Genomic DNA, 24,481 nt, shown 5'->3' on the forward strand with positions numbered 1-24,481 from the left:
TACGCCGTTACCGCCGACTTCAAAAACGAGGAGATGCTGGCCGATGCCTTCGAGACCCTTGCTTCGGCAAGAACCATTGCCAGTGACTTTGCCCACCTCTTGCCAGCGTCGCAGCGCCGGACGCTTTTGGGCATCGCGCAATTGATCATGCTCGGGGAATTGGCGGTGAATCGGGTGCTGGATAATCTGCAGGTGCCGCAGTAGCAGGACTGTCTGACAAGGCTTGAGTGCTGTGCTGTGGTTGCTGAGGTCTTCGCGGGCAAGCCCGCTCCCACAGGGATATGCATTAATCACAAGCCTGTGAGCAGTTACCAAACCTGTGAGAGCAGGCTTGCTCGCGAAAACTGACGCACAGCCAACACATGTCTTTTCGCTTCAGCTCTCGATCGAACCGTTTCCACGGTCGTCCAGCAACAACGTGGCGGCCATGCTGCCCATCACTACGCCGTCAAAACCTGCTCAGGTGCAATCACACCGAAACTGAGGGCCTTGCCATTGATGTAGCGCGAACCCTTGAGCACGGAGACCCCTTCGATGTCGACGAGCTCGTTGTGCGTGTACATCAGTGTCACTATCTCCTCAGGCGTTCTAGTGTCTGGCTTCCCCCAGGACACTTTTACGCGCTGCTCTATCAGGGTTAGCCCCCACTTGAAAGGGATGATGGCGAGGTCTTTGATTTCGATCTGGCGCGCGGGATCCAACCAGCGAAAGTCCTGACGTGCCGTAATGAAAAGAGCATCACCTTCAATGGTGAATTGCGGTTTGCTGTAGCGCCTCTCCATTTCATCGTAGATCCAGCCATCCATGTAGTCCTCCAGATGGGTGAATCGCTCGAAAAGCATCGCGCTGTTGACGATTTTTTCGTCAGGTTTGCCAATCAAATTGTAGCTAGAGTGGTACGCCAGCCCCTCCAGCTCAGGCCGAATCGAGTTAGTCGACACCTCCAGATAATTTGGACTATAGGCGTTGGCCATGTGCTTGAAATGAGTGAAATCCAGAATCAGTTTGAACGTGACGGTGTAACCGATTGCGCGCTCATCAGGGCGCCTTTCCAACACACCGGAGACAAACTCCATCTCCATGCCGTCCAATTTTTTTAGCGGATTCGCTGCCATGATCGCTTCCTCTGAAACCTGACGTAGACGCCGATCCCTGGTACTCGCATCAAATGATCAGAGCCACCAATACAGGGAAAATGCCGGGAGAAATCCCATGGCAATTAGATCGCTGAGGAGCGCTCACTGGCTACTGTCAGAAATAACAGGTGCAGAGGTCTTTCAGACAGACGGTAACCGTCAGGAATCGCGACGCAGGTCCGGCGGAATCGGCAGATCGTCCTTGAGCGGATCCGGGCGCTTGCCCTTGCCCGCCTGGAATTGGCGGATCTGGTAGACGTAGGCCAGGACCTGGGCAACCGCCAGATACAAGCCCCCGGGGATTTCCTGATCGAGCTCAGTGGAGTAGTAGATCGACCGCGCCAGCCCCGGCGACTCAAGGAGCATGACGTTGTTGGCCACGGCGATTTCACGGATCTTCAGCGCCAGGAAGTCGCTGCCCTTGGCCAGCAGGACGGGCGCCCCGCCCTTCTCGGAATCGTACTTGAGCGCCACCGCGTAGTGGGTCGGGTTGGTGATGACCACGTCGGCATCGGGAATCGCCGCCATCATCCGCCGCTGGGACATCTCGCGCTGGGTTTGACGGATGCGTTGTTTGACTTCAGGCCGGCCTTCCTGATCCTTGTGCTCGTCGCGCACTTCCTGCTTGGTCATCAGCAGTTTCTTGTGGGCTTCCCAGAGCTGCACCGGCACGTCGACCGCAGCGATGATGATCAGCCCGCAAGCCAGCCACAACGTACTCCAGGCAACCAGCGTGACGCTGTGAATGATCGCCCGGTCAAGCGGTTCATGGGCGATGCGCAAAAAGTCATCGACGTCGGCGGACAGCACCACCAACGCCACACCCAAGGTGATCAGAAACTTCGCCAAAGCCTTGAGCAGTTCGACCACAGACTTGAACGAGAACATCCGCTTGATGCCCGCTGCCGGGTTCATCCGGCTGAACTTGGGCGCCAGGGAGCCGGCCGCGAACAGCCAGCCACCGAGGGAAATCGGCCCGATCAACGCGGCCAGCAACAAGGTGATCATGATCGGCTGAATCGCCACCAGGGCGAGCTTGCCCGACTGCATCAGGAACGTGCCCATGGAGCCCTGGTTCATGATCACTTCGCGCGACAGCGTGAAGTTCATACGCATCAGGTCCATCAGGTCTTCGGCGAGCATGCCGCCGAATATCAACAGCGCGCTGGCACCGGCCATCATCACGGCGAGGGTGTTGAGCTCTTTCGAGCGGGCGATCTCACCCTTCTCCCGGGAGTCCTTTTTACGTTTCTCCGTGGGGTCTTCTGTTTTGTCCTGACCGCTTTCGCTCTCGGCCATGAGTCAGCGCGCCCGTGCCAGTTCGCGTAACAGCTGCAAGGCCTCGGTAGCCAGCGGCTGGTACTGATTGAGAATGTCCGCCAGGCCGACCCAGACAATGAACAGGCCGAGCACCAGGGTCAGTGGAAAACCGATGGAGAAAATGTTCAGTTGCGGCGCGGCACGGGTCATCACGCCGAACGCGATGTTGACCACCAGCAGCGCGGTGACCGCCGGCAGTACCAGCAACAACGCCGCGCCCAGCACCCAGCCGAGTTTGCCGGCCAACTCCCAGTAATGCGCGGTCATCAACCCACTGCCCACGGGCAACGTGGTGAAGCTTTCGGTGAGGACCTCGAACACCACGAGATGGCCATTCATCGACAGGAACAGCAGCGTCACCAGCATGGTGAAGAATTGGCCGATCACCGCCACCGAGACCCCGTTGGCCGGGTCGACCATCGAGGCGAAGCCCATACCCATCTGGATCGCGACAATCTGCCCGGCCACGGCAAAGGCCTGGAAAAACAGCTGCAAGGAAAACCCGAGTACGGCGCCGACCAGGATCTGTTCGGCAATCAACAGCAGCCCGCTGAGATCGAGCGGACTGACCGCCGGCATCGGCGGCAGGCCGGGCACAATCACCACGGTAATCGCCACGGCGAAATACAGGCGCACACGCCGGGGGATGAGGGTTGTGCCGAACACGGGCATGACCATCAGCATCGAGGCGACGCGAAACAGCGGCAACATGAACGTCGCCACCCAGGAACTGATCTGGGTGTCGGTCAACTGCAGCAGCGATTGCATGGCTTAGCCGATGACCATCGGAATGTTTTTGTACAACTGAATGATGTACTCCATGAACGTCTGCACGATCCATGGGCCGGCGACGATCAGCGTGACCAGCATCACCAGCAGACGCGGCAGGAAGCTCAGGGTCTGTTCGTTGATCTGCGTGGCCGCCTGGAACATTGCCACCAGCAAACCGACCAACAGGCTCGGCACCACCAGAATCGCGACCATCAACGTGGTCAGCCAAAGCGCCTCACGAAATATGTCGACCGCGACTTCCGGCGTCATGGCGAAACACCTCCAAAACTGCTGGCCAGCGTGCCGATGATCAGCGCCCAGCCATCCACCAGCACAAACAGCATGATCTTGAACGGCAGCGAGATGATCAGCGGCGAGAGCATCATCATACCCATCGCCATCAGCACACTGGCCACGACGAGGTCGATGATCAGGAACGGAATGAAGATCATGAAGCCGATCTGGAACGCGGTTTTCAGCTCGGACGTGACGAACGCGGGTACCAGAATGGTCAGCGGCGCCTGATCCGGGGTGGCGATGTCGGTGCGCTTGGACAGGCGCATGAACAGCTCCAGATCACTGGTGCGGGTCTGCGCGAGCATGAAGTCCTTGATCGGCACCTGAGCCTTTTCCACCGCTTGCTGAGCGGTGAGTTTCTCGGCCAGATACGGTTGCAACGCATCGTTGTTCACCCGATCGAACACCGGCGCCATGATGAACATGGTCAGGAACAGCGCCATGCCCGTGAGGATCTGGTTCGACGGTGTCTGTTGCAGGCCCAGGGCCTGACGCAGGATCGAGAAGACGATGATGATCCGCGTGAAACTGGTCATCAGGATGACCGCCGCCGGGATAAAACTCAGCGCGGTCATGATCAGCAGAATCTGCAGACTGACCGAATATTCCTGCGCGCCGTCGGCGTTGGTGCCCAGCGTGATCGCCGGGATCGACAACGGATCGGCGGCGAACGCCAGCGGCGCGGCCAGCAACAGGGCCAGCGTCAAGACGATGCGTAGCGCACCCATTACTTCTTATCCTTCTGATCCTTGCCGAGAATCTTCAGCAGATGCTGAGCGAATTCCGGGGTCGCTTTCTCGCTGGTACCTGGCACTTCAACCGGCTCTTTGAGCACGTGCAGCGCGGTGATGGTGCCGGGGCTCAGACCGAGCAGAATCTGCTCATTGCCGACCTGCACCAGCATCAACCGGTCACGCGGACCGAGCGCACGGGAACCGATCAGCTCGATCACTTGGCCCTTGCCTGCCGGGCCTGACTGCTGCACTCGACGCAACAGCCAGGCAAGGAAGAAGATCAGCCCCAGCACCAGCAGCAAGCCGAATACCAGTTGCGTCAATTGCCCGGCCACGCCGCTGCTGACCATCGGCGCAGTCGCGGCAACCGGCGCAGCAGCAGCGTGGGTTGCCGCCGGTTCAGCGGCCAGCACGCTCAACGGCAACGCGAGCAGAGCCCAGAGAAACCTTTTCACTCAGCGCAGCTTCTTGATGCGTTCGCTTGGGCTGATCACGTCGGTCAGGCGGATGCCGAACTTCTCGTTGACCACGACCACTTCGCCGTGAGCGATCAGCGTGCCGTTGACCAGCACGTCCAGCGGCTCACCGGCCAGGCGGTCCAGTTCGATGACCGAACCCTGGTTGAGTTGCAGCAGGTTGCGAATGTTGATGTCGGTGCTGCCCACTTCCATCGAGATCGACACCGGGATGTCGAGGATCACGTCCAGGTTCGGACCGTCCAGCGTTACCGGATCGTTGTTCTTCGGCACGCTGCCGAATTCTTCCATCGGCAGACGGTTGGAGCTGGCGGCGCCAGCGTCAGCAGCCAGCAGCGCATCGATGTCAGCCTGGCCGTCACCGGTTTCTTCCAGGGCAGCAGCCCATTCGTCAGCCAGTGCCTGATCGTCCTGGGCGTTCATATCGTCGTTCATCATTTGTCCTCGGCGGGCAACAATTCAGCTAAATGTGTGGGGGTGAGAGCGGCGCTTCAGCGACGCTCGATCGGCTCGATCACTTGCAACGCGAGGTTGCCTTTGTGCGAGCCCATCTTGACCTTGAAGGCCGGTACGCCGTTGGCGCGCATGATCATGTCTTCCGGCATTTCCACCGGGATCACATCCCCCGGCTGCATGTGCAGGATGTCGCGCAGCTTCAACTGGCGACGGGCGACGGTGGCACCGATCGGCACGTCGACATCGAGCACGTCCTGGCGCAGGGCGTTGACCCAGCGCTCGTCCTGATCGTCGAGGTCCGACTGGAAACCGGCGTCGAGCATTTCGCGCACCGGCTCGATCATCGAGTACGGCATGGTCACGTGCAGGTCGCCGCCACCGCCATCGAGTTCGATATGGAAGGTGGAAACCACGATCGCTTCGCTCGGGCCGACGATGTTGGCCATGGCCGGGTTCACTTCCGAGTTGATGTACTCGAAATTGACTTCCATGATCGCCTGCCAGGCTTCTTTCAAATCGACGAAGGCCTGCTCCAGCACCATGCGCACCACGCGCAATTCGGTCGGGGTGAATTCACGCCCTTCGATCTTCGCGTGACGACCGTCACCGCCGAAGAAGTTGTCCACCAGTTTGAACACCAGTTTGGCGTCGAGGATGAACAGCGCGGTGCCGCGCAGGGGTTTGATCTTGACCAGGTTGAGGCTGGTCGGCACGTACAGCGAGTGTACGTATTCGCCAAACTTCATCACCTGTACGCCACCGACGGCAACGTCCGCCGAGCGGCGCAGCATGTTGAACATGCTGATGCGGGTGTAACGGGCAAAACGCTCGTTGATCATCTCCAGAGTCGGCATGCGTCCACGGACGATGCGATCCTGGCTGGTCAGGTCGTAGCTTTTGACACTGCCGGGTTCGGCAGCGTTATCGGTCTGTACCAGACCATCGTCGACGCCATGCAACAGCGCATCGATTTCATCCTGGGACAGCAGATCCTGCACGGCCATGTCGTGTTCCTACTGCAGTACGAAATTAGTGAAAAGCAACTGTTCGATCACCACTTTGCCCAGCTCTTTCTGCGCCACTTCCTGCACGCTCGCTGTGGCCTTCTGGCGCAACATCTCCTGGCCGACCGGCGTCGCCAAAGTGGCGAAATCCTGACCGGAGAAGAGCATCACCAGGTTGTTGCGGATCACCGGCATGTGCACTTTCAGCGCTTCCAGATCGGCCTGGTTACGCGCCAGCATGGTGATGCTCACCTGCATGTAGCGCTGACGGCCGTTCTGGTTGTAGTTGGCGACAAAGGCCGGCGCCATCGGCTCGAAAATCGCCGGCTGCTTGCCGACGGGCGCTGCATCTGCGGCCTCGGCAGGCTTGCTTTGGGCGCTGTGCATGAAGAACCAGGTCGCCCCCACGGACGCGCCAATGGCCAGCAGCAACGCCAGCACGATCACGATGATCAGCTTGAGTTTGCCTTTGGTTGCTGGGTCTTTCACTGCTGCTGTTTCGCTCTTCGCCATGCCAATAATCCGTCACTAATCGGGTTTTCACAGTCGCACGGCAAGGCAAGAGCAAGTGTTATGCCAGAAGTGTCGGAGATGGTGGAGACAACGCTAAAGTCAAAAGCTACCCTCACCCCAGCCCTCTCCCTGAGGGAGAGGGGGCCGACCGAGGTGTCAGACGTCAAACATCGACCTGAAAGACCGAGTCGATGATGGATTCACAGCCGAACTATCAGGTCGGCGTACTTCGAGAGCATCCCCCGATCAGTCCCCTCTCCCTCCGGGAGAGGGCTAGGGTGAGGGGCTCTTGATCAATCAGGCGTAATAGTCGACGGCGCTGGTGCCGATCACGCTGGTGGTTTGCGCGGCTGCTTCAGCAATAGTGGCGGGTGCCAACTCTTCATCCGCCGAATCCAGACGACCACCGGTAGCGCTGGTACGCCCACTCTGACCCTGCTGCGCCTGCTCCTGACCTTGCTGGCCCTGCCAGCCGCGACTCTGATCGGAGACATTGACGTCGACCTGACCCATGCCCTGCTGGTTGAACATCTCGCGCAAACGATGCATCTGCCCGTCAAGCGCTTCACGCACACTCGGGTGCGCGCTCATGAACGTCACCTGAGTCTGCTGGTCGGGGACCATGTTCACGCGGATATCCAGACGCCCCAGCTCGGCCGGCTGCAACTGAATGTCCGCCGCCTTCAGATTGGCGCTCGACAGATACATGACGCGGTTGACCACTTCTTCGGTCCAGCCGCTTTGATGCATGGCGATCGGCTGATTGACAGGTACTGCGTTCGCAGTCTTCGGCGTGGCAGCCTGAGTCAGTGCCGCCAAGCGGTTGGCGAAGTCGTCGACGCGGGTGTCGCTGGTGGCGGTTTTCAGGTCTTTCAGGCCGTCATCGATCAGCCCGCTGAACGCCTTCTCGCCGCCCTGACTGGTGCTGTCCTTGTCGGCCTGCACATCAAGCATGCTGGCCATGCCGGCGGCAAAGTTCTGCGCCGAGGTCAATTCGCCGTCAGCCTGAGTCTGCGCGGGCGCCGCTTTCGGTTGTGCCTGGCTGGCGGCGGAGATATGTCCACCCTGCTCCATTGCCATGCGCACGGCCGGCAAGGCATCGAGAGGATCGGCCGAAGGATCGAAATCGCTGTCGGTGCTCGCCGCCGGATCCTTGACCACACCTGGCAATAGGGACACGGCCGGAGTTTCGGTTTTCGCCGGGGTGGCCGCTTCGACAACCGGGACCGGCACGACGGGTGCCGTCACTGCCGGCTGCACGACGGCGGCCAACGCAGGATCCAGCGTCGGATCGACTGGAGTGGCATCGGCTACCGGAGTCTGGTTGGTATCCGTGGTTTCGTCGCTGCTGACGACCTTGTCGTCGGCCGCCACCGGCTTGTCGGCAGGCAAGGCATTGCCGCTATCGGCAACCGCCGGCTTCGCAGGGGCAGATTGATCCTTGCTGACGTCCTTCTTGCCGCCGGTGTCAGCGACCTTGTCGCGCGCCGATTTCAGCGGGGCGTCAACCGTGACGGCAGGCTTGCTCGAATCCTGACTGGCAAACACCTGAGCGAAGCTTGAGGCCTTGTCCCCGGCGTCTGCGGCCACTGCCGACGGTTTGGCAGAGGCGGCTTGAGCCTTGGCCTGGGCGGCGTTCTGAAGAAGAATGTTGTGGGTCGCAGGCATGAAACGGTCTCCGCTGCACTGGGATCGTAGGTACAGTTGCGGGAGATAACTGCAAGTGCCGGGCCAGTTTTGTCCGACGCTTTGGAAAAGCGCCGGACGGCTCGTTTTATTGGGTTAGCGCGTCCTGGCGTTCATGCTCATATTCAGGCCGCACCTGAGCGAATTCGCTACTGATCTCGGCGACCAGTTTGGCGATTTGTGCAGGGCTATTGCCTTTGGCGTCCGACTCAAGCCTCTGACAAAGCTCGGCCAGTCGAACCGCGCCCATGTTGCCGGCGCTGCCCTTGAAGCTATGAGCCACTTCGGACAAGACCTTGGCATCGGCAGTCTCGCGCAGCTCAAGCAGGCGGTTTTCCGAATCCGCCAGAAAGGTATCCAGCAATTCGGGATAACCATCCTCCATGACTTCGCGTAGTACGCTAAGCACCTCGCGATCAATATGTTTATCAGTCACTTGCTCACTCCTTGATCAAGAATTGCGCCGATTATGCCTCAATCTCCCAGAAAAACTCCACGTGGGCACTACGACCTTCGTCCGACCAACTCGCGTTGCGCCCCAATTGCCGGACCAGACTGACACCGCGTCCCGACAGACGGACACCGTCCAGCGGCCGATCCATGACCCTTGCGACATCGAAACCCTTACCGCTGTCGTCGACACGGATAAGCAGACACCCGCCCTTGCCTTGCGGCTTCACCTGCAAATGCACACGCACAAAGCCATCCTGCAAACTCTCCAGACGCACGTTGCGCTGCTCATAGTAGCGGGCGAATCCCGAGGCATCGCGCTTGAGGCTGGAGTCCAGACCCAACACCCCGTGCTCCAGTGCATTGGAATACAACTCGGCGAGCACGCTGTATAGCGCGCCGCTTTGCGCCCGTAGCCCATGCACCTCCTGGAGCAACTGCAAGAGGTACGGCAACGGATTGAAACGCTTTAACGTGGCGCCACGAAATTCGAAACTCGCCGACCAGTCCAGCGGACACGACTGACCGCTGTCGGAGTACACCGGCACCGCAGGGTGCACCTGCTCAGGCTCAAGCAGGCGGACCTCGACCATACTCACATCGTCGCGAGCCTCACCGCGAAAATCGCGCAGCGCCTGCTCGATCTCGTCGAACAGTCGATCTGGCTCGCGATTGCTGGCGAACACTCGCTGCAAACGCTCGACGCCGAACAACTGATCACTGGCGTTACTGGTGTCGATCACCCCGTCGGACAACAGGAAGACCCGATCACCGACGGCCATCGGATGCACTTGCGTGCAGTCATCGAACGCCTGCGGGCTCAATACCCCCAACGGCAAATGTCGCGCAGCCAGAGGCTCGCGCTCGCCGCTGGCAATCCGGTGCAGATAGCCGTCCGGCATGCCACCGTTCCAGACTTCGACCGAACGCCTTTGAGAACTCAGGCACAGCAGCGTCGCACAACAGAACATGTCCACCGGCAGGATGCGCTTGAGCTTGGCGTTCATCTCGCGCAGGGTTTCCGCCAAGCCGTAGCCCTTGGCCGTCATGCCGTAAAACACTTCGGCCAACGGCATCGCACCGACGGCGGCCGGCAAGCCATGGCCGGTGAAATCACCCAGCAGCACATGCATGTCGCCCGCCGGCGTATACGCCGCCAGCAATAGGTCGCCATTGAACAGCGCATAGGGTGATTGCAGATAACGAATATTCGGCGCACTCAGGCAACCGGAGTGCGCGACCTTGTCGAACACGGCTTTTGCGACCCGCTGCTCGTTGAGCAGGTAATCGTGATGTTTGGCGATCAGGTCGCGCTGCTGCAGCACCGTGGCTTGCAAGCGGCGCAAGCGGTCCATCGCCTTGATTTTGGCGGCAAGAATCACCTGGTTGTAGGGCTTCGCCAGAAAGTCGTCACCACCGGCCTCCAGACAGCGGGCCAACGCCTCACTTTCGGTGAGCGAAGTCAGGAAGATGATCGGCACCAGGGTTTCCCCGGCCAGCGCCTTGATCTGCCGCGCAGCCTCGAAACCGTCCATCACCGGCATCATCGCGTCCATCAGGACAAGATGCGGTTGTTGCCGGCGGAAGATCTCGACAGCATCGGCACCATTGGCCGCCGTCAGCACCTCATGGCCCTGACGGCGAACGATGGTCGACAACAGCAACCGGTCGGCGGCGCTGTCTTCGGCGATCAGAATTGTCAGCGGCTCGGAATCAGCCTGCATTGCGCTTATGCCACGTCGAAGATTTGTTCGAAATTTGAAATCGCAAGAATCTTGCGAACATCGGCATTGGCGTGGGTCAGCGTGATTTCGGCACTCTCACCGCCGGCATGATCGCGCAGCAGCAACAACATCCCGAGCGCCGAACTGTCGAGGTAAGTGGCGTCTTTCAAATCCACTTCAAAGGATTCGGGTTTCGGCTGCAGATTCTCGTAGGACTCTCGAAATTCCTGATGCTTGGCGAAATCGAATCGACCCTTGACTAAAATCGTCAGTTTTTGACCATCCGGGGATAATTCTGTAACGACTGACATTGACTGGCTTCCTTGTCATGAACAACCTTGTACAAGGTTTAGCACCAGATCCAAGCACGAGCAACTTAGAAATGGCTTGATATGCGAGCACCTGCTTCGCTGCGTGGTTCGAAAACCGTTCGTCGCTACTGTCAGATCTGACAGTAGCGTCAGATCCAGCTACATCATTCAATTGTGGAGCAGCAAGATCGCTGCATACAAAACCACAGGATCGCAATCATGAACAATGCACTCGCGAATTTTACCGCCCCCCATCTGCATGGCACCAGCTCGCCCATTATCGTCAGCAGAGCTGAGTTTGAGAGCGGTAAAGCAGCGCTTATGGCGTGGTGTGCCGCAGACCTGAATGATCAGGTCACTTTCGTGCTGAATACGGACGACGGAAAATCGTACGAAAAAATCGTCAACGTGAGCCCGGGTGGTGCGAGCAGTGGGAAAGTTGGCTCAAAATTTAATAGCGCAGATGATTGGCAGCTAATCGGTCAGCAGGTAACAACATACTTCACTGTTAGTCGCAATTCAGTACCCTTGGGCCGATCGGAAACGTTCAGGTTTCAAGTCTTAAAATAATGAGCTCATAAGTCACGCCGCGCCAAGATCAAAAAACATCCCGCCGCGGCAAGCGCTGGGACAACTCATCGAGCAGCTTCTGCTCGCGTTTGTCTTCAAGGCGCTGCGCCTCTTCGCGATAGCGCTGCACCAGTTTGCGCAGGCCCTCGACCTTGGCGAAGGCCTGTTGCCATTCCTCACGAGCCTTGTCGAGCTTGTTCTGGTGCCAGACCAGGCTCTGCCGCTGCTGGTCGACGGCGGTGTCGAGTTGCGCCAGAAAGCCCTGGAAGCCGAGCAGCCATTGCCCACTGACGCCAGTGCTGCCGCGCACGATCCATTGCTGCGAGTAATCCAGACGGAAGGCGTGCAGGTCGGCGAGCTTGCTTTCGGCGACCTTCACCTGACCCTGAAAATAGCCCAGGCGCTGCACGGCGGTTTTCTCGGCCTGTTCGGCCATGTCCACCACCGGAGCGAGACGCGCGGCTCGGCTAACGGCCATGGCCGGTTACCCGCCCGCCGCAGGGGCGAACAGGGTCTCGAGATAGGACTGGCTTTCGCCCATGTTGATTTTGTCGTTGAGGCCCTGACGCTGGTACCTGACCAATTGCGGTTGCAGGGAAATCGCAAGATCGGTCTCGCGATCGCCACCAGCGACGTAAGCACCGACGCTGATGAGGTCGCGACTCTGCTGATAGCGCGACCACAATTGCTTGAAATACTGCGCGCGCTGCATGTGTTCCGCCGAGACCACCGCCGGCATCACCCGGCTGATCGAGGCTTCGATATCGATGGCCGGGTAGTGCCCTTCCTCTGCCAGACGCCGCGACAGCACGATGTGGCCATCAAGTACGCCCCGCGCCGAGTCGGCAATCGGGTCCTGTTGGTCATCGCCCTCGGACAGTACCGTGTAGAACGCGGTGATCGAACCCCCGCCCTTCTCGGCATTACCGGCACGCTCCACCAATTTCGGCAGTTTGGCGAACACCGAGGGCGGATAACCCTTGGTCGCTGGCGGCTCGCCGATGGCCAAAGCGATTTCCCGCTGCGCCTGGGCGAAACGGGTCAACGAATCCATCAGCAACAGGACGTTCTTGCCCTTGTCGCGGAAATACTCGGCAATGCGCGTGCAGTACATCGCCGCGCGCAAACGCATCAGCGGCGCATCGTCCGCCGGCGAGGCCACCACCACCGAACGCTTGAGGCCTTCTTCACCGAGGATGTGCTCGATAAATTCTTTAACTTCGCGACCCCGCTCACCGATCAGGCCGACGACGATAATGTCGGCCTCGGTGAAGCGGGTCATCATGCCCAGCAATACCGATTTACCGACACCGGTACCGGCGAACAGACCCAGACGCTGACCACGGCCCACCGTCAACAAACCGTTGATGCAACGGATGCCGACGTCCAGCGGTACGCTGATCGGGTCGCGGTTGAGCGGGTTGATCGTCGGGCCATCCATCGGCACCCAGTCTTCGGCTTTCATACCACCCTTGCCGTCCAACGCACGACCGGCGCCATCGAGCACACGGCCGAGCATGCTCATGCCCATCGGCAGTCGACCGGTTTCGGCCAATGGCACCACGCGGGCACCGGGAGCGATACCGGCGACGCTGCCGACCGGCATCAGAAAGACTTTGCCGCCGGAGAAACCCATGACTTCCGCTTCCACCTGGGACGGGTGATAGCTGTCGTCATTGATTACCAGGCAGCGCGTGCCCATGGCTGCGCGCAGGCCTTCGGCTTCCAGCGTGAGACCAACCATGCGCAGCAGGCGACCTTCGAGAATCGGCGCGCCAGCAATTTCAGTGGCTTCGGCATAGGTGCTGAGGCGCTTGGCGAAACTGGTGCGTTCAAGGCGCATCGGCGGTGTCCGCAAGCGGCTCGTCAGGTTCGGCCGCCGGTTTGACGTCTTCGGCAATATCCAGGCTCAAGTCCGGGGCAGCCGGGTGCAAAGCCTGTTCGTGCAGTTGATCGAACAGCTTGTCCATGACCTGAGTGACACGGGTTTCAATGCTCGCGTCGATGCGGCTGTGCGCCGTCTCGACCCGGCAACCACCCGGCATCAGCGCTTCGTCTTCAACGATGCGCCAGGTTTCTTCGTGACGCTCGCGCAGGGCTTTGGCCTGTTCGAAGTCTTGCGGATTAACGTACAGACGCACATTTTCCACGCCCAGCGGCAACAGCTTGAGCGCATCGCGCATGACGTGTTCGATCTGCGACGAATCGATGGCCAGCTCGCGCTTGATCACCTGTTTGGTGATGTGTTGCACAAGATCAACCAGCGATTTTTCGATCTGGGTGTCTTGCTCGGCGATAGGCTCGAACAGGTGAGTCATCAGTTGCTCAAGGCTGGCCAGTTTCGCCGCCAACGCAACTTCGGCTTCCTGACGAACCTTCAGCGTAGCGCTGTGAAAGCCTTCTTTTTCGCCGATGCCGAAGCCCTCGTTGTAAGCCTCCTGACGGATGCTTTCGAGTTCTTCCAGGGTCAGTGGCTGGACTTCTTCCAGCGGCACTTCTTCCATTTCCGGCGGTTCGGGCTCAGGCTCCGGCTCGGGTTCCGGTTTCGGCGGATCGAAGCTGGGCATTGCCCATGACTCGAAGCCACGGACATCGCGGGCACGGATCAGATCCGTCACATCGTCATCGTGCTTATCCATGGGCTTAGATCATTTCCTCGCCGCCCTTGCCACCGAGCACGATCTCTCCGGCTTCGGCCATACGGCGGGCGATGGTGAGGATTTCCTTCTGCGCGGTTTCGACGTCGCTGACGCGCACCGGGCCTTTGGCCTCGAGATCGTCGCGCAACAGTTCGGCCGCACGTTTGGACATGTTCTTGAAGATCTTTTCTTTGACGCCTTCGTCCGAACCCTTGAGGGCCAGCACCAGCACGTCGGAAGACACTTCGCGCAACAGCGCCTGAATGCCACGGTCGTCGACATCGGCGAGGTTGTTGAACACGAACATGAGGTCTTCGATCTGACCGGACAGGTCTTCGTCGACTTCGCGGATCGAGTCCATGAGCTGGCCTTCGATCGAGCTGTCGAGGAAGTTCATGATGTCTGCCGCACGCTTGATGCCACCCAGGGTGGTGCGCGAGGCGTTCGAGTTACCGGAGAACTGCTTCTCGAGAATCTGGTTCAATTCTTTCAGTGCCGCTGGCTGCACGGTGTTCAACGACGAGACGCGCAGGATGATGTCCAGACGCACCTTGTGGTCAAAGTTGCCGAGCACCTCACCGGCCTGATCCGGGTCGAGGTACGCAACCACGATGGCCTGGATCTGCGGGTGTTCGTAACGTATCACGTCGGCTACGGCGCGTGGCTCCATCCATTTCAGGCTGTCGAGGCCGCTGGTGTTGCCACCGAGCAGGATGCGGTCGATCAGGCCGTTGGCCTTGTCTTCACCCAGGGCCTGGGTGAGCATTTTGCGCACGTAGTCGTCGGAGCCGACGCCGAGGCTGGTCTGGTCGCCGACGATGTCGACGAACTCGCTCATGACTTGCTCGACCTGTTCGCGATGGACGTTGCCCATCTGCGCCATGGCCACGCCGACGCGCTGAACCTCTTTCGGGCCCATGTGGCGCAGCACTTGCGCAGCATCAGTCGAACCCAGGGACAGCAGCAGAATCGCGGCTTTGTCGACCTTGTTCAGTTTGACGGTGGCGGCTCGGTTATCACTCATCTGCGTTAATCCACTCTTTCACGACCTGAGCCACACGACCCGGGTCTTCAGCCACAAGGCTCTTGATTGCATTCAGTTGCGCGTCATAACCCTCACTCGGGCTCGGCAACAGAATGCTCTGCGGACCACCGAGGCTTACGCGATCGTTGGAAAGTTCGCCGTCCAGGCCGCCCATGCCACCGAGTTCCACGTCGCCGCCAAGACCGGCCAGCTCCTTGCCTTTGCCACCGCCAGTGATGTTGTTCAACACCGGACGCAGCACACCAAACACCAGCACGAGGATGAACAACACACCCAGCACTTGTTTGACGATGTCCCAGAACCATGGCTGGGAGTAGAACGGAATATCGGCAATCACTTCGCCGCGCTCGGCGGAGAACGGCATGTTGATCACGCTGACACTGTCGCCACGGCTGGCATCGAAGCCGACCGCGTCCTGTACCAGACGGGTGAAGCGCGACAATTCGTCGGCACTCCACGGCGCGCGGGTGATTTCCCCGTTGGCCGCGTTGACCTTGACCTGATCGTCGACAACCACCGACACCGACAGGCGATTCAGGCGACCCTGCTGCTGTTTGGTGTGGCTGATGGAACGGTCGAGCTCGAAGTTCTTGGTGGATTGTTGACGCTTGTCTGCCGGGTACGGCGCGAGCATCGGCTGGCCGGTGGCCGGGTCCATGATCTGCTGGCCGTTGGCGTCAACCAATGGCTGACCCGGCTGCACCATGCTGGCAGGCGCTGCGGCGCCACCGGTGGTTTGCGGTGCCGAGGCTGGAGACGGTGGCTGGTTGCTCAGGGCACCCGGCACACCTTGCGGGCCATTGCTGGCGGTACGTTGCTCGTTGACCGACTGTTCACTGCGCAACGCCGGTTGATCCGGGTTGAACTGCTCGGCGGTGGACTCGACAGCATTGAAATCGATATCGGCCGACACTTCAGCCTTGTAGCGGTCGTTACCCAACACCGGTTGCAGAATGTTGTGCACGCGCTGAGTCAGCATGCTTTCCATGCGGCGGCTGTAATCGAACTGCTTGCCGGCCATGGTCATTTCGGAGTTTTCCGCCTGATCAGAGAGCAGGTTGCCCTTCTGGTCGACGACGGTGATCTGCGATTTGCTCAGCTCGGGAACGGAGGTGGCCACCAGATTGATGATCGCCACGACCTGGCCCGGCTCCAGCGAACGACCGGAATACAGCTCGACCAGCACCGAAGCGCTTGGCTTGCGTTCATCACGCACGAACACCGAGCTCTTCGGAATCGCCAGGTGCACGCGAGCGCCCTTGACGTTGTTCAGGCTGGAAATGGTACGAGCCAGTTCACCTTCGAGGCCGCGACGATAATTGGTCGCTTCCATGAACTGGCTGGTGCCCAGACCCTGTTCCTTGTCGAGGATTTCGAAACCGATGTTGCCGTCGCTGGGAGTGACACCAGCAGCAGCGAGTTTCATCCGCGCACGAGACAGGTCATCGGCCTTGACCAGCAAGGCGCCAGAATTCGGTTCTACGGTGTAAGGAATATCGGCGGAGGCCAGGGTGTCCATCACCTGCTTGGCGTCCAGACCGGCAAGGCTGCCGTACAACGGACGGTAATCCGGCTGCTGCGACCACAGCACCACGGCAAAGCCAATCGCCACGCTCGCAGCCAGGCCGACCAACAGGCCCACCTGACGCAGCACGGTCATCTCGGAGAGGTTTTCCAGGAAGGACAGGCCGAACAGCGGCGGTTTGCCGTCTATCGGGGTGGCCTTGGCCGGAACGTTATCGGCGACTGCTTCTGCCATGACTCAATCTCGTCCTTAAACCGGCATCTGCATGATGTCTTGATAAGCCTGAACCAGCTTGTTGCGCACCTGGGTCAGAGCCTGGAACGACACGCTGGCTTTTTGCGAAGCGATCATCACGTCCGTCAGATCGACGCCGCTCTTGCCCACTTCAAATGCGTTGGCCAGTTGAGTCGACGCCTGCTGGGTATCGCTGACTTTGTTGATGGCCTGACCGAGCATGTCGGAAAAGCTGCTGCCTGCCAGTTCAGGGACAGCGGCAGTCGATTTCGGCGCAGACATGGCATCCAGCTTCATGGCCTTCATGTCTGTCATCAACCGATTAAATTCAATACCTTGGCTCATGGTCTACTCTCTTGGGCGGCCCGCAATTTTTTGACACTCACTCGGCGGGTACACAGGTATTAGCAACAAGGGTGCCAGCTCATGGGCACCCCTTTCAGAAAAGCATTTTCAAATCTTTGCGCCACGACTCAGGTGGCGAACAGGTAGCCTTCGACATCCATCCCGGCATCGCGCATTTGCGCCAGCTTGTAACGCAGGGTGCGCGGACTGATGCCGAGCTTTTCCGCTGCTTCCTTGCGCCGGCCACGCTCGGTGCGCAGGGTGTCGATGATCATCTGAAACTCCCGGCGGCGCAGGTCATCACCCAGGGCGCCGGCCGAATCCGCGTCGATCTCCACCTCACGAATCACCGCAGGCACCGGCGCTACCGCTGGCAACGTGGCGAACATCACCGGCCCGGCAAGACAGAAATCCTGCGGCTGGATCAAGCCGCCCTGCTGCAAAATCAACGCACGCTGAATCGCGTTATCCAGCTCGCGCACATTGCCCGGCCATGGATAACCGATCAGGCACGCCTGCGCCTCTGGCGAAAGCTTTGCCGCCGCATGCTTCATTTTATTGACGTGCTTGGCCAGCAAGCGCTCAGCCAGCGGCAAGATATCGGCAGTGCGCTCGCGAAGTGGACGCCAGGCCAGGGGGAAAACCGACAGACGGTAAAAAAGATCTTCACGGAAACGCCCCGCCGCCACTTCAACGGCCAGGTCGCGGTTGGTGGTGGCGACCACGCGGATGTCCAGGGTGATCGGCTTGCGCGCCCCCACCCGCTCGACTTCGCGCTCCTGCAACACGCGCAGCAGTTTGGCTTGCAGGCCGAGGGGCATTTCGGAAATTTCGTCGAGCAGGATGGTCCCGCCGTCGGCCTGTTCGAACTTGCCCGCCTGCGCCGCAATGGCGCCAGTGAACGAGCCTTTCTCGTGACCGAACAACGTCGCTTCGAGCATGTTGTCGGGGATGGCCGCGCAATTGATCGCAATGAACGGCTGGCTGGCACGATGGGATTGCTGGTGAATGTAGCGCGCCAGTACTTCCTTGCCGGTACCGGACTCGCCGGAAATCAGCACGGTGGAATCACTGCGCGCGACACGCGCTGCCAACTCCAGAAGCTGGGCACTGGCCGGCTCGACCGCGATCGGGCCATCAGCTTCGCATGCGCCAATATTGCCCAGCGCATGCCGCGCCACCAGATCCAGCAAAGCCTTGGGCTCAAACGGTTTGACCAGATAGTCCGCCGCACCTTGGCGCATCGCATCGACGGCACGCTCGACCGCACCGTGGGCGGTCATGAGCAACACCGGCAACTGCGGCTGACGGGCACGCAGCAACGCCAGCAATTGATGGCCATCCATGCCGGGCATGTTGACGTCGCTGACCACCAGGCTGAATGCTTCGCGCGCTACCGCCGTCAGCGCCTCTTCAGCACTGCCGACCGCGTGATAATCATGGCCGGCCAACAGCAACGTATCGGCCAGCGCCTCGCGCAACGAGCGGTCATCCTCGACCAGCAAAACCTTGATGCCCATGACGTTCACTCAGCTCCTTGTCCAGCGCAAAACAGCGGCAGGATCACCTGCGCGCACGTGCCGCGTCCGACCCGCGAACGCAGCTGCAATTCTCCCTGATGTGCCCGTGCCACAGCCTTGACCACGGTCAGGCCGAGGCCGGTACCGGTGACTTTGGTGGTAAAAAATGGTTCGCCGAGGCGCGCCAGCACGGTGGGCTCGATGCCGCTGCCGGTATCGCTGACGCAAAACCGCAGCGTGTTGTCTCGGCTGTAGCAATGCACTTTCAGACGTACATCGCCGGCGCTGGCCTGAATCGCGTTCTCGATCAGATTCAAAAGCGCGCCGACCAGCGTGTCGCGATTGCACAGCAACTCGCCGGCGTGGCTGTCGCACTGCCAGCGAATCGGCAGGTCCTGCACGTGGGTCAACGCGGCAGCTTGCAGTGACTGCATCAAGGCATTGGGCGTGATGCGATCAGTCAGCGGCAGTTCACCGCGAGCGAACACCAGCATGTCGCGCACCTGATGCTCCAGCTCATGCAGACGCTCCTTGAGGCGTCCGGCGAAACGCTGCTGGGTGGCGACAGGCAGTTCCTGCTCGGTCAAATGACTGGCATAGAGCAACGCGGCGGACAACGGCGTGCGGATCTGATGCGCCAGCGAGGCGACCATGCGCCCCAGCGAGGACAGACGTTCGTGGCGCGCCAGTTGATCTTGCAGATGACGGGTTTCTGTCAGGTCGTTGAGCAGCACCAATTGCCCCGGCTCGGCATCCAGCGAGCGCGTGGCAATCGACAGGCGTCGACCGTTTTTCAGGGAGATTTCGTGGCCGTCGTCTTCACGCGGCGCAAAGCATCGTGCGATGACATGACGCCACAGTTCGCCGTCCAGCGGCAGACCAAGCAGTTCGATGGCGGCCGGGTTGGCTTCGCGCACGATGCCGTGACCGTCAATCACGATGACGCCACCGGGCAACAGATCAAGAAGGTTTTGCAGACGGTTGGCCAGACGTTCTTTTTCCGCCAGCTCCTGCATGCGCTGGGCACTGACCACCGCCAGCTCACCCTTGAGTTCGGTCACCCGCGCTTCGAGCATGCTGTAGGAGTCAGTCAACTGACTGGACATCTGGTTGAACAGCTCGAAAGCCTGCTCAAGACCCTGTCGGCTTGCCTGCTCTACGGAGGACGGTTGCCCCTCGGGACTGGAGGCAGAAGACATCTGGGCGGCTTGGGGCATTGTGCTCTCTCGCTTGGCTGACCGTCAGTTAAACGGAACGTTGCGAGGGATGTAGCAATACCCGTGCCTAAAAAAAACTGCTTATAAATGAAGCAGTTGAAAAACAGGCGTCAATCCTCCGCCTGTTCGTCTCCATCGCGCCGGCTCATGCCGTACTTGCGCATCTTCTCGACCAGCGTGGTACGTCGAATGCGCAGGCGCTCGGCGGCACGCGCAACGATGCCATTGGCATCGTCCAGCGCCTGCTGGATCAGGCCCTGCTCCAGACCACCGAGGTAGTCCTTCAGATCCAGACCTTCCGGCGGCAGCATGGCGTTGGCGGTGAAGTCCGGCGTATGACCGTTGATGGCCACGCGCTCTTCGAGATCGCTGCGCAGGCTGTCGACCATTTGCTCGTCTTCGTCATCGACGTAGCGGAATTTCTTCGGCAACTCGACGACGCCAATCACCCCGTACGGATGCATGATCGCCATGCGCTCCACCAGGTTGGCCAGCTCACGGACGTTGCCCGGCCAGCCGTGACGGCACAGCGACATGATTGCTGCCGAGTTGAAGCGGATCGAACCGCGCTTCTCGTGCTCCATGCGCGAGATCAGCTCGTTCATCAGCAACGGAATGTCTTCGACGCGCTCACGCAGCGGCGCCATCTCGATCGGGAACACGTTCAGGCGATAGTAGAGATCTTCGCGGAACGTACCGATCTCGATCATGCTTTCGAGATTTTTGTGGGTCGCGGCAATGATGCGCACATCGACGCTCTGGGTCTTGTTGCTGCCCACGCGTTCGAAGGTGCGCTCCTGCAACACGCGCAGCAGTTTGACCTGCATCGGCAGTGGCATGTCGCCGATTTCGTCGAGGAACAATGTACCGCCGTTGGCCAGCTCGAAGCGCCCGGCACGGCTGGTGATTGCACCGGTGAAAGCGCCCTTCTCGTGGCCGAACAGTTCGCTTTCGAGCAGCTCTGCCGGGATCGCCCCGCAGTTGACCGGCACAAATGGCGCGTCGCGACGCTTGGAGTGGTAGTGCAGGTTACGCGCGACCACTTCCTTGCCGGTGCCGGACTCGCCAAGGATCAGCACGCTGGCGTCGGTGTCGGCCACTTGCTGCATCATCTGACGCACGTGCTGGATCGCCCGGCTGGTGCCGACGAGACTACGAAACAGATTGGGTTCGCGATGACGGCCGCGTTCGCGGGCCTGGTCATACATTTCGCGATAGACCTGGGCGCGGTGCAGAGAGTCGAGCAATTTGCTGTAGCTGGGCGGCATTTCGAGGGTCGAAAGCACTCGGCGACGCTGGTCTTCGGGCAAGTCGACGGAAGAATTATCACCCATCAGCAAAACCGGAAGGAACTCATCCCAGGTTGAGAGTGTCTTTAGCAAGCCCAAAAGCGCACCAGGAGCATTGACCGTCCCGATCAGTACGCAAATGACCTCACGACTAGACGACAAAGAGCCGACTGCCTGCTGCCAGTCATGGCTGCCGCAGGGTAAATTTTCTTCGCCGAGAAAATTTAGAATCACCGCCAGGTCGCGGCGGCGGACGCTATCGTCATCGATCAGCAGAATTTTGGTTTCACGCCACATGCAATAGCAACTTCCCTAGTCAACTCAATGCCCGAAAAATGGGGCAAGCGAGACGCTTGCAGGACACCTTGTGCCTGTAGACGCCTGAAATCTGAAAACAGCCACTAGTTAAGTCAAAAAACCGTGCACAGTCAAATTTATGGCGCACATGTCTGGATTAACTGGAGGTTAATTAACCAAACAGATGGTAAACCTTTGCCGCCTTTTGCGCTTGGGTGATCTGCGACATCTCGTTGGCTATCGCTTGCCGCTCACCCATGGCCGCCTCAAGAAGCTCCTTGTAGACATGGAGCAACTCCTCAAGGTTATCGCGCAACGCGACCTCGTCCAGCGAGGCCTCGGCCATGACGTCTTCCATGCAGGAACGGCAAGCCAGATCCAGCTCGCCAATGGCTTCCCAGTTGCGCTCGGCCAAGGCACCGACCAACGCTTCACGGGTATCGGCAATTCGCTGCAATACAAGACTCATGGTGCTCTCCTTAAAACTGCGGGCCTGGTGGAGCAATGCCGTCCCAGCCTTCTTTTACGGTGCGCAGCAGGCCGGCAACTTCGTCGAGAATCCGTGGATCACTCTTGGCGTTGGCTTCGGCGAGTCGCTTCATCATGTAGATGTAGAGCTGGTTGAGCTCACCTACCGAATCCGCGCTGTTTTCCAGATCCAGGCCTTCACACAGGCCACCGATAATGCCCACGGCCTTGCTGATGGCCGTGCATTTGGCAGCAATATCCTTGCGCTCGATGGCGCCCTTGGCCTCGGCAATACGCCCCAGGCCACCTTCCATCAACATTTGCACCAAACGGTGCGGGCTCGCTTCGGACGTCTGTGCATGCGCGCCGACTTTCTGGTATTGCCGAAGGGCTAACATCGGATTCATGTTCTACCTCATTGCCACAATGACTCGTATATCCAGTGTATCGCCAACGAATCAGAGAACTTTAGATCAAAAGACAAAAACCCGGCACACGCCGATAAAGCGTAGCCGGGTTTTTGTCGTGCCTGCCTGTTACTTCGCAGACTGCTGAGCGGTCAGCGAGCTGAAGAACGACGTGATGTTGCTCGCCGTCGCCTTCATCTGCCCTACCAGCAAGTCCATGGCGTTGTACTTGGCAGTCAACGTCTTGGTCAGGTTGGCGACACGCAAGTCCAGCGCCGCTTGCTGGTCGGTCAGGTTTCGGGTGTTTTTGGTGAGAATGGCCATGCGCTGATCAAGCAGACTGACACCTTTGAGCTCTCCCGCCGGTGGCTTGAGATACGGATCAACAGCCTTGTTCATACGCGCCAGCAAACCATTGGTGTCGTTGGTGCCGTTGAACAACTGCTGAACCTGGCCGGTCATGCCTGGCTGCGCCATGGTTTTGTTGAAGGCATTGGTATCGAACGTCAGGTTGCCGGTGTTGCGGTCGGTCATCACACCCAACTGGGACAGCACCGCCAATGGACCGCCGGCCCCTTCCGCAGTCAACTGACCACGAATATCGGCAATCAGCGAGCGCGGCATCGCGTCACCTGTGAATGCTGCTTGCACAGTCAGCTTGCCATCCGCATCCGGCGTCGCCTTGGACAGCGTGTCGATGGTCGTCTTCAACGTGTTGTAAGCGTCGACGAACGACTGAATCGATGTCTGCAACCCTTTGGTGTTGGCATCCACGGTGACAACAGTCGGAGTCGCAACGTTACCCACGACAGGGCTGACGGTCGTCAGGTTCAGGGTCAAGCCACTGATTGCACCGGTCACCGTGTTGCTTTTGCTGGTGACTTCGAGGCCGTCGATGGTCAGCTTGGCGTTTCCCGCCACGTCGTTGACAGCGCCTGAAGCGCCTGCAGCCGGACTAGGGCCCATCTTCTGGGTGCCATCGATTTCCAGACCGGCAATGCCGCTGACTTTGAGGTCAGAACCTTCGCCGGTCTTGCTCGAACTGATCACCAGGCGCGAAGCACCAGAGCTGTCGGTCACGATGTTGGCGGAAATCCCGTTTGCGCCCTGAGCCTTGTTGATGGCGTCGCGGGTGGTCTGCAACGTGGCATTGGCAGGAATGTCGACATTGTAATCAGTGCCATTCTGACTGATTTTCAGGGTACCACTCGGAATGGCACTGGCGGCACCGCCGGCGAAAGAGGCGCTGGCGATTTTCGAGCCAGTGGCCAATTGACTGACAACAACGTTGTAATTGCCCGTCACAGCGGTGCTGTCGGACGTCGCGCTCAGAGTGGCATTGTTCGAAGTCGCGGTGAAACCGGCAAATGCAGGATTGGTCTTGCTGCCCAGGTTGGTCATCGCCGTCTGGAACGCGGTCAATGCACTCTTCAGCGAGCCGACACCGGAAATCTTCAGCGTGTTGACTTTGGTCGCGGTATCGATCTGCGTCTGCTTCGGCGCCTTGTCGGCATTGACCAGCGCAGTGACGATCGCACCGATGTCCAGGCCGGAACCCAGTCCGGAACCCGGTAGAATTGGACTTGCCATGTGCATCTCCCTTCAGATTGTTGCCATTCTTTTGACCGTTACACGCGTCCTGAGAACGGACAAACACTATTCATGCCAGCTATCAGACTTTGGCGTCGAACAATACGTGACTCGCGTTCGCGAGGCTGTCTGCCAGCTTGAGCGCTTCCGCGGAGGGAATCTGTCGAACAACCTCACCCGTCTCGCTTGCGATCACCTTGACGATGACCTTTCCGGAATGTTCGTCGATGGAGAACTCCAGATTGCGCTTGATCGATTGAACGAACTTCTCGATCTCCTGCACCGCCAGCTTCAACTTGGCATCGTCCGTATCCTGACTCTTGGCAGCGGCCGGAGCTTCAGCCTTCACAACCTTAGGCGTCTCTGACGGTTTGTCAGCAACCGGCGTTACTGGCTTGGGAGCCGGATAAGACTGGTTAAGCTTGACGCTCATGTCCATGCTCATCACCTCCTAACG

The 24,481-nt window shown here is 59.5% G+C and carries 28 protein-coding genes; 2 read left to right on the forward strand and 26 right to left on the reverse strand.

Going from position 1 to position 24,481, the window contains the following annotated elements; all coding sequences use genetic code 11:
- On the forward strand, positions 1 to 204 hold a 204-nt coding region (locus tag AC3WMT_RS22590), incomplete at its 5' end, for a DUF6124 family protein (RefSeq protein ID WP_492577959.1).
- Positions 205 to 440: 236 nt separating this feature from the next.
- Here AC3WMT_RS22590 and AC3WMT_RS22595 read toward each other — a convergent pair.
- From AC3WMT_RS22595 to AC3WMT_RS22655, 13 genes are all read right to left on the reverse strand, one after another.
- Entirely contained in the window at positions 441 to 1,115 is a 675-nt protein-coding gene (locus AC3WMT_RS22595) for a hypothetical protein (protein WP_103305380.1), read from the reverse strand.
- 180 nt (positions 1,116 to 1,295) lie between these two features.
- Complete coding sequence (gene flhB / locus AC3WMT_RS22600; RefSeq protein ID WP_103305379.1) at positions 1,296 to 2,435, reverse strand: flagellar biosynthesis protein FlhB; 1,140 nt, start codon at positions 2,433 to 2,435, stop codon at positions 1,296 to 1,298.
- Between the two features lie 3 nt (positions 2,436 to 2,438).
- Positions 2,439 to 3,224, reverse strand: coding sequence for a flagellar biosynthetic protein FliR (gene fliR, locus AC3WMT_RS22605; RefSeq protein ID WP_103305378.1), 786 nt, complete (start codon positions 3,222 to 3,224; stop codon positions 2,439 to 2,441).
- Positions 3,225 to 3,227: 3 nt separating this feature from the next.
- Complete coding sequence (gene fliQ / locus AC3WMT_RS22610; protein ID WP_007920026.1) at positions 3,228 to 3,497, reverse strand: flagellar biosynthesis protein FliQ; 270 nt, start codon at positions 3,495 to 3,497, stop codon at positions 3,228 to 3,230.
- Positions 3,494 to 4,252, reverse strand: a complete 759-nt coding sequence (gene fliP, locus AC3WMT_RS22615) for a flagellar type III secretion system pore protein FliP (protein ID WP_064121002.1) — start codon at positions 4,250 to 4,252, stop codon at positions 3,494 to 3,496. The genes fliQ and fliP overlap by 4 nt, the downstream gene beginning before the upstream one ends.
- Positions 4,252 to 4,713: a flagellar biosynthetic protein FliO gene (gene fliO / locus AC3WMT_RS22620; protein ID WP_103305377.1), complete on the reverse strand. Its 462-nt coding sequence runs from the start codon at positions 4,711 to 4,713 to the stop codon at positions 4,252 to 4,254. The genes fliP and fliO overlap by 1 nt, the downstream gene beginning before the upstream one ends.
- A complete protein-coding gene (gene fliN, locus AC3WMT_RS22625; protein ID WP_025111935.1) occupies positions 4,714 to 5,169 on the reverse strand; it encodes a flagellar motor switch protein FliN in 456 nt (151 codons plus the stop codon). It abuts the gene before it with no gap.
- 56 nt (positions 5,170 to 5,225) lie between these two features.
- Complete coding sequence (gene fliM, locus AC3WMT_RS22630) at positions 5,226 to 6,194, reverse strand: flagellar motor switch protein FliM (protein WP_003222890.1); 969 nt, start codon at positions 6,192 to 6,194, stop codon at positions 5,226 to 5,228.
- Positions 6,195 to 6,203: 9 nt separating this feature from the next.
- Positions 6,204 to 6,707, reverse strand: coding sequence for a flagellar basal body-associated protein FliL (fliL, locus tag AC3WMT_RS22635; protein WP_007920033.1), 504 nt, complete (start codon positions 6,705 to 6,707; stop codon positions 6,204 to 6,206).
- A 297-nt stretch (positions 6,708 to 7,004) separates the two neighbouring features.
- Positions 7,005 to 8,375, reverse strand: coding sequence for a flagellar hook-length control protein FliK (locus AC3WMT_RS22640; protein WP_103305376.1), 1,371 nt, complete (start codon positions 8,373 to 8,375; stop codon positions 7,005 to 7,007).
- Positions 8,376 to 8,481: 106 nt separating this feature from the next.
- Positions 8,482 to 8,829, reverse strand: coding sequence for an Hpt domain-containing protein (locus AC3WMT_RS22645; RefSeq protein WP_103305375.1), 348 nt, complete (start codon positions 8,827 to 8,829; stop codon positions 8,482 to 8,484).
- A gap of 31 nt (positions 8,830 to 8,860) precedes the next feature.
- Positions 8,861 to 10,567, reverse strand: coding sequence for an ATP-binding SpoIIE family protein phosphatase (locus tag AC3WMT_RS22650; protein WP_103305374.1), 1,707 nt, complete (start codon positions 10,565 to 10,567; stop codon positions 8,861 to 8,863).
- A 5-nt stretch (positions 10,568 to 10,572) separates the two neighbouring features.
- The gene (locus tag AC3WMT_RS22655) at positions 10,573 to 10,878 is read right to left on the reverse strand and encodes an STAS domain-containing protein (RefSeq protein WP_103305373.1); all 306 of its coding nucleotides are present in this window, start codon (positions 10,876 to 10,878) and stop codon (positions 10,573 to 10,575) included.
- A gap of 219 nt (positions 10,879 to 11,097) precedes the next feature.
- On the opposite strand from AC3WMT_RS22655, the gene AC3WMT_RS22660 reads away from it, so the two are divergent.
- A complete protein-coding gene (locus tag AC3WMT_RS22660) occupies positions 11,098 to 11,448 on the forward strand; it encodes a hypothetical protein (RefSeq protein WP_103305372.1) in 351 nt (116 codons plus the stop codon).
- Between the two features lie 28 nt (positions 11,449 to 11,476).
- Here the strand turns inward: AC3WMT_RS22660 and fliJ are convergent, their stop codons facing one another.
- From fliJ to AC3WMT_RS22725, 13 genes are all read right to left on the reverse strand, one after another.
- Complete coding sequence (fliJ, locus tag AC3WMT_RS22665; protein ID WP_103305371.1) at positions 11,477 to 11,926, reverse strand: flagellar export protein FliJ; 450 nt, start codon at positions 11,924 to 11,926, stop codon at positions 11,477 to 11,479.
- A gap of 6 nt (positions 11,927 to 11,932) precedes the next feature.
- Positions 11,933 to 13,291 (reverse strand): flagellar protein export ATPase FliI, encoded by a 1,359-nt coding sequence (gene fliI, locus AC3WMT_RS22670; RefSeq protein ID WP_103305370.1) that lies wholly within the window; start codon positions 13,289 to 13,291, stop codon positions 11,933 to 11,935.
- Entirely contained in the window at positions 13,281 to 14,087 is an 807-nt protein-coding gene (gene fliH / locus AC3WMT_RS22675; protein ID WP_103305369.1) for a flagellar assembly protein FliH, read from the reverse strand. Before fliH ends, fliI begins: the two co-directional genes overlap by 11 nt.
- Positions 14,088 to 14,091: 4 nt before the next feature.
- Positions 14,092 to 15,111 (reverse strand): flagellar motor switch protein FliG, encoded by a 1,020-nt coding sequence (gene fliG / locus AC3WMT_RS22680; RefSeq protein ID WP_007920042.1) that lies wholly within the window; start codon positions 15,109 to 15,111, stop codon positions 14,092 to 14,094.
- Entirely contained in the window at positions 15,104 to 16,891 is a 1,788-nt protein-coding gene (gene fliF / locus AC3WMT_RS22685) for a flagellar basal-body MS-ring/collar protein FliF (protein ID WP_103305368.1), read from the reverse strand. The genes fliG and fliF overlap by 8 nt, the downstream gene beginning before the upstream one ends.
- Before the next feature lie 15 nt (positions 16,892 to 16,906).
- On the reverse strand, positions 16,907 to 17,236 hold the full coding sequence (gene fliE / locus AC3WMT_RS22690; protein WP_103305367.1) for a flagellar hook-basal body complex protein FliE: 330 nt from the start codon (positions 17,234 to 17,236) through the stop codon (positions 16,907 to 16,909).
- Between the two features lie 128 nt (positions 17,237 to 17,364).
- On the reverse strand, positions 17,365 to 18,756 hold the full coding sequence (locus AC3WMT_RS22695; protein ID WP_103305366.1) for a sigma-54-dependent transcriptional regulator: 1,392 nt from the start codon (positions 18,754 to 18,756) through the stop codon (positions 17,365 to 17,367).
- A gap of 5 nt (positions 18,757 to 18,761) precedes the next feature.
- The gene (locus AC3WMT_RS22700; RefSeq protein WP_177431433.1) at positions 18,762 to 19,955 is read right to left on the reverse strand and encodes a sensor histidine kinase; all 1,194 of its coding nucleotides are present in this window, start codon (positions 19,953 to 19,955) and stop codon (positions 18,762 to 18,764) included.
- Between the two features lie 128 nt (positions 19,956 to 20,083).
- Positions 20,084 to 21,559, reverse strand: a complete 1,476-nt coding sequence (locus tag AC3WMT_RS22705) for a sigma-54 dependent transcriptional regulator (RefSeq protein WP_007920053.1) — start codon at positions 21,557 to 21,559, stop codon at positions 20,084 to 20,086.
- Between the two features lie 172 nt (positions 21,560 to 21,731).
- Complete coding sequence (gene fliT / locus AC3WMT_RS22710; RefSeq protein WP_103305364.1) at positions 21,732 to 22,028, reverse strand: flagellar protein FliT; 297 nt, start codon at positions 22,026 to 22,028, stop codon at positions 21,732 to 21,734.
- Positions 22,029 to 22,038: 10 nt separating this feature from the next.
- Entirely contained in the window at positions 22,039 to 22,434 is a 396-nt protein-coding gene (gene fliS / locus AC3WMT_RS22715; RefSeq protein ID WP_103305363.1) for a flagellar export chaperone FliS, read from the reverse strand.
- Between the two features lie 129 nt (positions 22,435 to 22,563).
- Positions 22,564 to 24,024: a flagellar filament capping protein FliD gene (fliD, locus tag AC3WMT_RS22720; RefSeq protein WP_103305362.1), complete on the reverse strand. Its 1,461-nt coding sequence runs from the start codon at positions 24,022 to 24,024 to the stop codon at positions 22,564 to 22,566.
- 82 nt (positions 24,025 to 24,106) lie between these two features.
- Complete coding sequence (locus AC3WMT_RS22725; RefSeq protein ID WP_103305361.1) at positions 24,107 to 24,463, reverse strand: flagellar protein FlaG; 357 nt, start codon at positions 24,461 to 24,463, stop codon at positions 24,107 to 24,109.
- Between the last annotated feature and the right edge of the window lie 18 nt (positions 24,464 to 24,481).

It is taken from the genome of Pseudomonas sp. FW305-7 (assembly GCF_058786735.1).

What these genes read in the sequence shown, in the direction of transcription:
- AC3WMT_RS22595 (WP_103305380.1), bottom strand. Translation starts at nt 1,115, where the DNA reads ATGGCAGCGAATCCGCTAAAAAAATTGGACGGCATGGAGATGGAGTTT.
- flhB (WP_103305379.1), bottom strand. Translation starts at nt 2,435, where the DNA reads ATGGCCGAGAGCGAAAGCGGTCAGGACAAAACAGAAGACCCCACGGAG.
- fliR (WP_103305378.1), bottom strand. Translation starts at nt 3,224, where the DNA reads ATGCAATCGCTGCTGCAGTTGACCGACACCCAGATCAGTTCCTGGGTG.
- fliQ (WP_007920026.1), bottom strand. Translation starts at nt 3,497, where the DNA reads ATGACGCCGGAAGTCGCGGTCGACATATTTCGTGAGGCGCTTTGGCTG.
- fliP (WP_064121002.1), bottom strand. Translation starts at nt 4,252, where the DNA reads ATGGGTGCGCTACGCATCGTCTTGACGCTGGCCCTGTTGCTGGCCGCG.
- fliN (WP_025111935.1), bottom strand. Translation starts at nt 5,169, where the DNA reads ATGAACGACGATATGAACGCCCAGGACGATCAGGCACTGGCTGACGAA.
- fliM (WP_003222890.1), bottom strand. Translation starts at nt 6,194, where the DNA reads ATGGCCGTGCAGGATCTGCTGTCCCAGGATGAAATCGATGCGCTGTTG.
- fliL (WP_007920033.1), bottom strand. Translation starts at nt 6,707, where the DNA reads ATGGCGAAGAGCGAAACAGCAGCAGTGAAAGACCCAGCAACCAAAGGC.
- AC3WMT_RS22640 (WP_103305376.1), bottom strand. Translation starts at nt 8,375, where the DNA reads ATGCCTGCGACCCACAACATTCTTCTTCAGAACGCCGCCCAGGCCAAG.
- AC3WMT_RS22650 (WP_103305374.1), bottom strand. Translation starts at nt 10,567, where the DNA reads ATGCAGGCTGATTCCGAGCCGCTGACAATTCTGATCGCCGAAGACAGC.
- AC3WMT_RS22655 (WP_103305373.1), bottom strand. Translation starts at nt 10,878, where the DNA reads ATGTCAGTCGTTACAGAATTATCCCCGGATGGTCAAAAACTGACGATT.
- AC3WMT_RS22660 (WP_103305372.1), top strand. Translation starts at nt 11,098, where the DNA reads ATGAACAATGCACTCGCGAATTTTACCGCCCCCCATCTGCATGGCACC.
- fliJ (WP_103305371.1), bottom strand. Translation starts at nt 11,926, where the DNA reads ATGGCCGTTAGCCGAGCCGCGCGTCTCGCTCCGGTGGTGGACATGGCC.
- fliI (WP_103305370.1), bottom strand. Translation starts at nt 13,291, where the DNA reads ATGCGCCTTGAACGCACCAGTTTCGCCAAGCGCCTCAGCACCTATGCC.
- fliH (WP_103305369.1), bottom strand. Translation starts at nt 14,087, where the DNA reads ATGGATAAGCACGATGACGATGTGACGGATCTGATCCGTGCCCGCGAT.
- fliG (WP_007920042.1), bottom strand. Translation starts at nt 15,111, where the DNA reads ATGAGTGATAACCGAGCCGCCACCGTCAAACTGAACAAGGTCGACAAA.
- fliF (WP_103305368.1), bottom strand. Translation starts at nt 16,891, where the DNA reads ATGGCAGAAGCAGTCGCCGATAACGTTCCGGCCAAGGCCACCCCGATA.
- fliE (WP_103305367.1), bottom strand. Translation starts at nt 17,236, where the DNA reads ATGAGCCAAGGTATTGAATTTAATCGGTTGATGACAGACATGAAGGCC.
- AC3WMT_RS22695 (WP_103305366.1), bottom strand. Translation starts at nt 18,756, where the DNA reads ATGGGCATCAAGGTTTTGCTGGTCGAGGATGACCGCTCGTTGCGCGAG.
- AC3WMT_RS22700 (WP_177431433.1), bottom strand. Translation starts at nt 19,955, where the DNA reads ATGTCTTCTGCCTCCAGTCCCGAGGGGCAACCGTCCTCCGTAGAGCAG.
- AC3WMT_RS22705 (WP_007920053.1), bottom strand. Translation starts at nt 21,559, where the DNA reads ATGTGGCGTGAAACCAAAATTCTGCTGATCGATGACGATAGCGTCCGC.
- fliT (WP_103305364.1), bottom strand. Translation starts at nt 22,028, where the DNA reads ATGAGTCTTGTATTGCAGCGAATTGCCGATACCCGTGAAGCGTTGGTC.
- fliS (WP_103305363.1), bottom strand. Translation starts at nt 22,434, where the DNA reads ATGAATCCGATGTTAGCCCTTCGGCAATACCAGAAAGTCGGCGCGCAT.
- fliD (WP_103305362.1), bottom strand. Translation starts at nt 24,024, where the DNA reads ATGGCAAGTCCAATTCTACCGGGTTCCGGACTGGGTTCCGGCCTGGAC.
- AC3WMT_RS22725 (WP_103305361.1), bottom strand. Translation starts at nt 24,463, where the DNA reads ATGGACATGAGCGTCAAGCTTAACCAGTCTTATCCGGCTCCCAAGCCA.